The 9,516-nt window shown below is 68.8% G+C and carries 6 protein-coding genes; 4 read left to right on the plus strand and 2 right to left on the minus strand.

The genetic code is table 11. The annotated features are described in order from the left end of the window. The 4 genes from QHF85_RS48915 to QHF85_RS48930 all read left to right on the plus strand — a co-directional run. Window positions 1-1,196 (plus strand): choice-of-anchor L domain-containing protein (locus QHF85_RS48915; RefSeq protein WP_281334438.1); only part of this gene is annotated, 1,196 nt, incomplete at its 5' end. A 126-nt stretch (window positions 1,197-1,322) separates the two neighbouring features. Next, window positions 1,323-3,398, plus strand: coding sequence for a choice-of-anchor L domain-containing protein (locus QHF85_RS48920; RefSeq protein WP_281334439.1), 2,076 nt, complete (start codon window positions 1,323-1,325; stop codon window positions 3,396-3,398). Between the two features lie 394 nt (window positions 3,399-3,792). Then, entirely contained in the window at window positions 3,793-4,662 is an 870-nt protein-coding gene (locus QHF85_RS48925; RefSeq protein WP_281334440.1) for an SUMF1/EgtB/PvdO family nonheme iron enzyme, read from the plus strand. Window position 4,663: 1 nt separating this feature from the next. Beyond that, window positions 4,664-6,121, plus strand: a complete 1,458-nt coding sequence (locus tag QHF85_RS48930; RefSeq protein WP_281334441.1) for a sialidase family protein — start codon at window positions 4,664-4,666, stop codon at window positions 6,119-6,121. Between the two features lie 648 nt (window positions 6,122-6,769). Here the strand turns inward: QHF85_RS48930 and QHF85_RS48935 are convergent. Then, on the minus strand, window positions 6,770-7,405 hold the full coding sequence (locus QHF85_RS48935; RefSeq protein WP_281334442.1) for a hypothetical protein: 636 nt from the start codon (window positions 7,403-7,405) through the stop codon (window positions 6,770-6,772). Window positions 7,406-8,268: 863 nt separating this feature from the next. Beyond that, a partial coding sequence (locus QHF85_RS48940; protein WP_281334443.1) for a PQQ-dependent sugar dehydrogenase occupies window positions 8,269-9,516 on the minus strand: 1,248 nt, incomplete at its 5' end.

Below are 9,516 nucleotides of genomic sequence, written 5' to 3' on the forward strand. Positions count from 1 at the left end.
CAGGCGGCGCGGGCGGCGTCGGCGGCGCGGGCGGCGCGGGCGGCGGCGGCGGCGCGGGCGGCGATCCGCTGGCGGTCGATCAGGACGGGGATGGCTGGACCGTCGGCGACGGCGACTGCTGCGACAACGACAACAAGTGTGACATCCCGAAGAGCGTGAACCCGGGCGCGTTCGAGTACCTCGGCAACACCATCGACGATGACTGCGATCCTTCGACGAAGGACGACGTCCCCGCGGCCGACTGCACCGATCCGCCGCTCGCCACGCCGACGAGCACGCTCGAGCTCGTGAAGGCGATGGACCTCTGCCAGTTCACGATCGAGAACCCGCCGCTCAAGCAGAAGAAGTGGGGCGTGATCTCGAGCCAGCTCCTGCTCGCCGACGGGACGAACGCGGTCGTGCCCAAGGACGTGCAGGTCGGCGTGCTCGCGAACTACGGGCCCAACGTGCTGCCGAAGCGGGGCGCGACGATGGCCGTGCTCTCGACGGGCACGGCGCGCGACGAGACCGACCTCGGCTTCATCCACCCGCAGAACGGGCCGAACCCGGACCTCCAGAAGGGCAACTACAAGGCGAACACGGTTTGCCCGATCCCGGCCGCCTACCTCGCGGCGAACGGCGGCAAGCTCCCGTCGCCGCCGGAGTGCCCCGAGTGCACGGGCGAGAACTGCGGGAAGGCGTTCGACTCGGTCAACTTCAAGATGCGCATCCGCGTGCCGACGAACGCGCGGTCGTTCTCGTATCGCCTGAAGAGCTACACCTCGGAGTACCCCGAGTACAGCTGCGGCCAGTTCAACGACTTCTTCCTCGCGCTCCTGAAGAGCGCCTGGACGCCCGGTCCGATGCAGGATCCGCTCCCCGCCGATCGCAACATCGCGAAGGACGCGACGGGCAAGACGATCACGGTCAACAACGCGTTCTACGAGGTCTGCTTCCCCTCGCCGGTCTCGCCGGCGGGCGCGTGCCCCGCGGGCGTGCTCGAGCTCATGGGCACGGGCATGGGCGGCTGGGACGGCGACTACAAGGACGGCGGCGGCACCGTGTGGCTCGTGAACGAGGCGCCCGTCGTGCCCGGCGAGACGATGGAGATCGAGTTCATCATCGCCGACGCCGGCGACTCGAACGTCGATTCGACGGTGCTGCTCGACTACTTCCGTTGGGACATCAAGGCGGCGGCCGCCGGCGTCCACAAGTGACTCGCTGCGCGCGGCGCTCTTCGAGAGCGCGGCGCGCGGCCTCGGGCTTCGGATGGTGCGGGCTCGGCCCGCTCGTGGTTTTACGGTGAGGTACTTGAAATGATGAAGCGTACGAGGCGGAACGACTTGCGCTCTTCGCTTTCGACCCTGCTCGTCCCGGCGCTCGTCGCGTACGCGGCTGCGTCTGGTTGCAGCGCGCAGGGCGGAGGAGCCGGCGGCTCGGCAGGCACGTCGAACGTGAGCGACGGCGGCAACGGCGGCATGGGCGCTGCACCCGGGTCCGGTGGCAATGGCGGCACGGGCGGCGCGGGCGGCGCGGGCGGTGGCATGGGCGGCGCAGGCGCCGGGCCGATGGCCTGCGTGGTCGACGCAGATTGCGCGGGCGATCCCGGCGGCCCGATCTGCAACGCGAACACGGGCAAGTGCGTCGAGTGCATCCCGAGCGGCGACCCGCTCGTCGACGACTGCGGCATCGGCCAGTACTGCAACATCGAGGGCAAGTGCGCGGTCGGCTGCACGCACAAGGCGGACTGCCTCGGGTCGCAGGTCTGCGACACGATGAAGAACCTGTGCATCAACGGCTGCATCATCGACACCGACTGCAATCCGGGCTCGATCTGCATCTCGAAGACGTGCATCCCCGGCTGCTCCGCGACCCAGCCTTGCCAGGCGGGCTTCAGCTGCTGCGGGTCGAGCTGCTACGACTTCTCGAACGACGAGAACAACTGCGGCTTCTGCAACAACGCGTGCTCGTTCGCGTGGACCCTCGACGACACGCAGAACCCGCCGCTCATGGGCGGCCCGCCGAACGGCGTCGCGCTCTGCGACAACGGCCTCTGCACGCTCGGCTCGTGCAAGCCCGGCTTCTCGGACTGCAACAAGAACCCGGACGACGGCTGCGAGTGGAACGTGCTGCAGGACGGACAGTGCTCTTGCGTGCCCGGCCAGACGCAGTCGTGTTACCAGGGCTTGCCCGGCACGCTCGGCGTCGGCCCGTGCAAGTCCGGCACGCAGACGTGCAAGGAAGACGGCTCGGGCTGGGGTGATTGCGTCGGCCAGGTCCTGCCGAAGTACGAGATCTGCGCGAACGCGATCGACGACGACTGCAACGGCGCGGCCGACGACTCCTCCGGTGACTACGACGGCGACGGCTACAGCTCCTGCGGCGGCGGCGACTGCTGCGACTTCCTGAGCCCCGGCTGCCCGAACCCGAAGGCCGTCAACCCCGGCGCCTTCGAGTTCACCAACGACGGCATCGACAACGACTGCGACCCGACGACGCCCGACAACGTCGAGGCGCCGCCCTGCAGCTCGTTGGCGAAGTTCGCCGGGGTCACGGCCGAGGACGTGGCGAAGGCCATGGAGCTCTGCCAGTTCGTGCAGGAGATCCCGCCGGCGGGTCAGTTCAAGAAGTGGGGCGTGCTCAGCGCCAAGCTCGTCTTCGCCGACGGCTCCACGCCGACCGCGGCCCAGCAGCTCACCCTGTCGGACAAGGCGAGCGCCATCCTGACCGGGTACGGCACGGTCGTGAAGCCGCAGAAAGGCCTCACGATGGCGGGCCTCTCCAGTGGTGTCATGCGTGACCAGGACGATGCGGGATACGCCGGGACGAGCACGGCCCACGACTACGACGGCAACCCGCCCGCGACGTACCTGCTCGCGAACGGCGGCAAGCTGCCCGCGTCGCAGGGCTGCAGCGGCGCCTGCTCGTCGGGCTCGGGCGCGAACGACTCGGTGAACGTGCGGCTCGACATCCGCGTGCCCACGAACGCGAAGTCGTTCGAGTATCAGTTCCGGTTCTTCTCCTCGGAGTACTGGTCGTTCCAGTGCTCGAACTACAACGACTTCTTCCTCGCCCTGCTGCAGTCGGGCGCGATGGGCCTGCCGCTCGACAAGAACATCGCGAAGGACGGCTCGAGCAACCCCGTCAGCGTCAACAACGGCTTCTTCCAGGTGTGCACGCCGAAGGGCTGCAACACGTGCCCCTCGGGCGCCGGCGAGCTAGCGGGCACGGGCATGCAGATCAGCAACACCGGCGGCGGCACGGACTGGCTCTACAACACGGCCTCCGTCGTGCCCGGCGAGAAGATCACGCTCGAGCTCACGATCTTCGACGTGAGCGACAACATCCTCGACTCGCTCGTCCTGCTCGACAACTTCCGCTGGAACGCCGCCGACCTCGGCACCGGCATCCACGAGTGAGCCCCTGAGCTGGCCTCCGCGAGGGCGCCTCCCCGGAGCGCGCCCTCGCGGACAAACGGTCCGCGGTCCAACCATTGGACCTCAAAGGACCGACTTTTCGATGAGCGTCGCTCCCGCTGTCAAGCGCCGAACGCGTTGGAAGACGATCCCACGCGCGGGCGTTGGCATTTTCTCCATTGCGTCTCGCCGCATCCGTAGGCATCGTTCGAAGCTCGTGGCGACGAAGGCGGACGACGCAGATTGGCTCCTGTCTGGCCCTTTCGGGCAAGCCCTGCGATCCAGCCGTAGCGAGCATCGCGCCGTACGGCACGTTTCCAGCCTCGTCGTGGCGGCGATCCTGGCCTCCGCGGCCGCGGGGTGTGCTGCCCCGGGAGGGCTGTCGCAAATCCACGCCGTGAAGGAGGCGAGCGCGAACGCCCGCGTCGCGCCGCCTTTCGCATCCCGCCCGGCCGAGCCCCTCGCGCCGGCCGAGCGGCCCATCGCGGTCCGATCCACCGAGGCGCGCGTCGTCACGGTCGAGACGCGCCTCGCCGCGGCCGCGTGGCGCTCCGTCGCCGAGGACGTCGACAGCGAGATCCTCGCGAACACCTCGCGCTGCCCGGCGGAGATGGCGCTCGTCGACGGCCGCGTCTGCGTCGATCGCTGGGAGGGGTCGCTCGTCGAGCGTCTCTCGAGCGGCGACGTGCGCGCGTGGTCGCCGTTTCAATCCGTCGACGGGCACGAGACGTCCGTGCGCGCCGTGTCCCGGCCGGGCGTGATCCCGCAAGGCTACATCAGCGGCGAACAAGCGCAGCGCGCGTGCCAGGCCTCGGGCAAACGGCTCTGCGCCGCCGACGAGTGGGAGCGCGCCTGCCGCGGCCCGAAGCGCACCCGCTTCCCGTACGGTGACGACCGCAAGCGCCGCGTCTGCAACGACGACATCCGCAGCGCGCACCCCGTCGTCGAGGTCGCCTTGCGCCTCGGCATCCCCGACGATCGCCGCTGGAGCGAGGGGATGAACCAGCCGCTCATCAACCAGCTCCCGGACTCCTTGTTCGAGACCGGCATGCGCGCCGAGTGCACGAACGAGTACGGCGTCTTCGACATGGTCGGCAACCTGCACGAGTGGATCGAGGATCGCGACGGCACGTTCCGCGGCGGCTACTACATGGACACGTCGTTGAACGGCGAGGGCTGCTCCTACCAGACCACCGCGCACGACTTCCGCTACCACGATTACTCCACGGGTTTCCGCTGCTGCATGGATCCCGATCGAGTCGAGTGAGATGCTTCGAACGACGAAGGGCCCCTGGTCCCCGACGGCCTACGCGCTGACGCTCGCGCTGTCGCTCCTTCCGAGCTGCTCGAAGAAAAAAGAAGACGCCCCGATCGCGCCGCCTCCGCCTCCGCGCGGGGCCGCCTCGCTCGATCAGCTCTCCACCGGCCTCGGCACCGCCAAGGGCCTCGACGCGAGCCTCGCGCCGCCGTCGATGAAGTTCGATCACGTGTACGTGCTCGACGACAAGCGGGCCATCCTGGCCGGCGGTGTCCCCGGCAGCGTCGCGATCGCGCTCATGACCGTGGACGCGGGCAAGACGTGGAAGGCCTTCCGCACGGACCGCGAGACCTGGTCGAGCTACGCGTTCGGCACCGACGGTATGTTCGCGCTCGCCCTCGGCCCGAAGGAGACGGCCGCGGAGGCGCCCCCGGCGGTTGGAAAGAAGGCGCCGCCGCCGCCGCCGTTCCAGTTCTTCTTCGCGGGCCTCGATGCGCCCTCGTTCGGCACGGCGACGATGGTCGACCAGCCGCCGCTCGCGCGAAAGCCCGACCCGAAGCAGCCGATCCCCAAGCCGCGGCTCGCGCTGCTCGACAAGGAGACGGCGTCGCTCGTCGTCGAGCCCACCCCCAAGAAGTTCGTCGCGCGGTATGTCACGCCGCCCGGCACAGACGCGCCGGCCGAGGTCGCGCTCCCCAAGCTGGAGACGTTCGCCACGGGGCCCGTCGGCAGGCCGCCGCGGCTCTTCTCGGTGAAGGGGCGCGAGGTCGTGTCGCGGAAATGGCCCGCGCCCGGGCAGACCGTCGCGGCGCCTGCGGAGTCCGAGTACATCGACCTGAAGCTCCTGAAGCCGACGCCTACGCTCGTCGCCGAGCTCTCCGCGTCCTCGGCTTGCGACGTCGGTTCGATTTCGTACCAGGCGGTCACGCAACCGCCGACGAAGCAGAATCCGAACAAGAACTTCTACCTCGTGGTGACGCCCGACAAGCTCACGCTGGTCCCGCGTCCGGCCGAGGCGCTCGCTGGCGCGCCCATTGGGTGCAACGACACGAAGTTCGTCGTCGAGGCGCCGGACGCCGACAAGCAGAGCATAACGCTCTTGCTTTGTGACCTCGAAGGCAAGTGCACGACCCCGTCGCGCCCCGTATTCAAGCCTTGGATCGAGAAACACGAGCGGGAGATCGTCGCGGTGCCGACGTCCACGGGCGCGGCCGCCGTGATGAGCGCGCAGGCCGGTGAGCGCTGGGGCCTCTACTACGCGCAGTCGACCGACGGCGGGACGTTTTACGAGCGTGCGCGCATCATCGGCGAAGGGACGGGCGCGCGTGGGCGCGTCGACTTCGGCGCGCTCGTTTCGTTTGGAAAACGCACGCTGCTCATCGTGTCCGCCGATGTCACGGGTACCTCGCGGCGCGGTTTCTACGTGCTCGTATCCGACGACGACGGCGCGACGTGGAACCCGCCGTAAAACGATTCCCACGCCCGCGTCCTCTGAAGATGAAACGCGCGCAGGGTCGAGTCGTTCAAAATTGAAAGGCCCGGACCGTTAACGGTCTGCAAAAACGCGTCGAAAGCATGACGCCTGCATCGCTTTGGCGACGCGCATAACGACGAACGCATGTTCGCGGCGCTGCATGACGCGCATCCCGCGAGCTCGGCGGCCGGGTTCGTCCGAGCAAGCGGCGTGGAAGCAGGCTCGGTCCGCCCGGACATACCATCCGTGCGTGCTCCGTTTGTTTCGCCGCGACACACGCCTGCGCCGCGCTAGGTTTGGCCGCCGACCACCAATCGAACGGGCGACGCGATCCAGCGCAAAAAAACGTTTTGGACGTCGTGGCCGCTAGGGGGACGACGCTCCATTCGGGCGCCGCCGCGGGCTGGCCATAACGATCGATCGCGGACAGCCGCTCCGGTCGAGCCGAGCTGGCGCGTGTGGTGTCGGCGTCGTCGTTTTGACTTCGTCCGGACGACCGATCCGACCTTCGAAACGACCGCGCGGCCCGAATCGAGGGCGGGGAGCCATCTCCACCGCCACCGCGTCGGGCCGCCACGTTGCTAGCAGGACGTCGATAAAGTTGCTTCGCGTCCTGCTGGCAGGTTGTTGATCAGTCGCGACTCACTTCGCCGCGGGCGCCGCAGGGGCCGCCGCGCGCTTGCGCGTGACCTTCGCCGCGGGGGCCGCCTTCTTCGCGGGGGCGCCGGCCGTCGAGGGGCCGCTCGCCGTCTTGCGCGCGTTCAGGCTCGCCTGCTCCGCCGTCTTGAGGTCGGCCGCATAGCGGGCGAAACGACGATCACCACCCTGGAAGATGCGCTTCGCGAGCTTGAGCTCCTTGAGAGCCGCCGCCGCGCGCGTCTGCGGAATGCCGGCCTGGCGGGCCACATCGCTCGCGCTCACGCCGTTCGACGCCTTCACGATGCGCTCCACCGAATTGAGGACCTCTTGCCGCTCCGCGGAGAGGGCCGCCGTCTTCTTCGGACGGCCGGGCTTGCGCTTCGCAGGCGCAGCAGGGGCCGCCGCGCGACCACGCTTTGCGGGCGCCGGGGCTTCCACCGCCGGAGCCGCCACGAGCGCCTGCGGCACGCGCGCCGGACGACCGCGACCCCGGGTCGCAGCCGCAGCCACGAGCGGAGCCGCCGCCGGAGCGGAGGCCACAGCCGAGCCGAGTTTATCCTTGACCAGTGCGAGAATCGCCGAGTCGGGCATCTTCCGCACAAGTTCCACAATCTGCTGCTCGAAAGCGTCGGTTGCCATGTCTTCTCCCTCGCCGAATCCCGCTCGGCGGATGGTTACGACTATGCCTTTGGAGACGTGCGGGTCAAGCGAATAAAGTGGCAGGACGGTCCTTTCGTTCATTTTTTGGTTCGGCCCGCGCGACGCTGGCAGGTTTTGCCTCCACCGCCGCCCGGTAGCGCCGGACGTTTACCGGACCGACCGACCGCTCGAAATCCCCGCGAGACCGCGCGTTGCTCGCATTGTCCAGCCAGGCCCTCTCGTTTGCCGCGCGGGCTGCCAGTCGATCCAGGCTTTGCGACCCGGGCTTTGCCGTGCACGCTACCGTGTCCTCCCGGATTGGGGGCGGGGCTCTCCCTAAAGACCGGCCCGACGTCCCTTCATTGCTGCACCTGCACTGCGCAGCTCATGCCCATCGGTGGTACCGGGATAGCCACGAGGACGACCTCGAGCCCTGCATGGTTCGACGAGGCATGCCTCGCGACGCGTCCGCGACGATTTGTGTCCGCCGCGCGCGCGCCCGAGGCCCGCGGCCCGCGGCGATAGCGGCGCCCGGCGCCGACGCGATGTGCACCGCAAAGCCGCGTCGGGATGCGCCACGAAACCGACGAGGAGCAGGCGCCCGGGACTTCGGGCCTCCGACGCGTCGCGTACTCGCACTCATATAATAAGGAGAGGAGGCAGCCTTCCGGCCGTGCGGCGACGGCCCTCACGAAGCAAGCCCGACGCGCGGCCCGCGTCGTCCTCTTTTCGAGGAGGCTGCCTCCGCCGAAGTCGTGATGACGCGGGGATCGAGATGAAGAGGAGTTGAAGACGAGATGTAGAGAGATGAAGAGGCGCGCGTTTCGACGCGGGAGCGCCCCCCGAGGGAGGGCGCGTCGATGTCACTCGGGGTCGATGCGGTACAGCTTGCCGGGTGTCCCGCCCTGGCTGTTGTCCACGATCACGTAGAGCTCGCCCGCGGTGTCCTCGCCGAACGAAGTGATGCCCGCGCTCAGCGCCGTGCTTTCGAGATCGGCCGAGATCTCCCCCTCGGCGATGACGTCGCCCTTCGACCACGCGAGCGTGTAGAAGCGCTTCGAGCAATAGTCGGCGTAGAGGTACGTCCCGACGAGCCCCGCGATCTTCGACCCGCGGTAGACGTATCCGCCCGTCACCGAGCAGTCGCCCAAGCCGCTCGCATGCTCGTACTCCGTGACCGGCAACGTGAGGCCCGTCTGGTCACAGTTGGCGGCCGGGTCGTAGCACAACGAGCCTTCCATGGTGTTCCAGCCATAGTTCTTGTTGCCTTCACCAGCCGGCTCGACGTTGATTTCTTCGACCACGTTCTGGCCGACGTCGGCGATGTAGAGATCGCCGGTGCATCGATCGAAGCTGAAGCGCCAGGGGTTGCGCAGGCCCCAGTCCCAGATGTCCTTGTCGCCGTTCTGGAGGTTTCCCGGCGGAGGCGTCGGGTACTTATCGACATCGATGCGGAGGAGCTTGCCGAGCTTGGCGTTGACGTCCTGCCCGTTCTCGTCCGGATCGCCGCCGCCGCCGCCGTCGCCCGTGCCCACGTAGAGGTAACCGTCGGGCCCGAACGCGAGCATGCCGCCGTTGTGGTTGCTGGCGCCCGGGTGCGGGATGGTGAGAATCACCTTGCCGGAACCCTGGACCGCCTGGTCGGGCGAGGCGCCGCGAGCGTACTCGGCGATCGCGATGGCGCCGGTCGGGTTCGCCTTCTGCGTGTAGTAGACGAAGAATCGGCCATTTTGGGCGTAGTCCGGGTGGAACGCGAGCCCGAGCAAGCCGCGCTCATTGGCCGCCGCCTCGACGATCGCGCTGATGTCGAGGAAGGGCTCGGGCGAGAGATTGCCGCCGTTCACGATGCGGATGCGGCCCGGCTTCTCGAGCAAGAAGAGGCGGTTCGTATCGCCGGGTGCGCCCGTCACGAAGGTGGGGCGGTCGAGGCCCGTCACGACCTCGGTGAGCTGCAGCTTGGGCAAGGGCTCGGACGTGCCGGGCGCGCATACCTGCATGCCGCCGCCGCTGCCGCCCGCGCCGCCTGCGCCCCCCATGCCGCCGCCTGCGCCGCCCATTCCGCCGGCCGCGCCCGCGCCGCCGGTGCCGCCGGTGCCGCCGGTGCCGCCGGT

The organism is Polyangium sp. 6x1, from assembly GCF_029946515.1.
GTDB lineage: Bacteria > Myxococcota_A > Polyangia > Polyangiales > Polyangiaceae > Polyangium.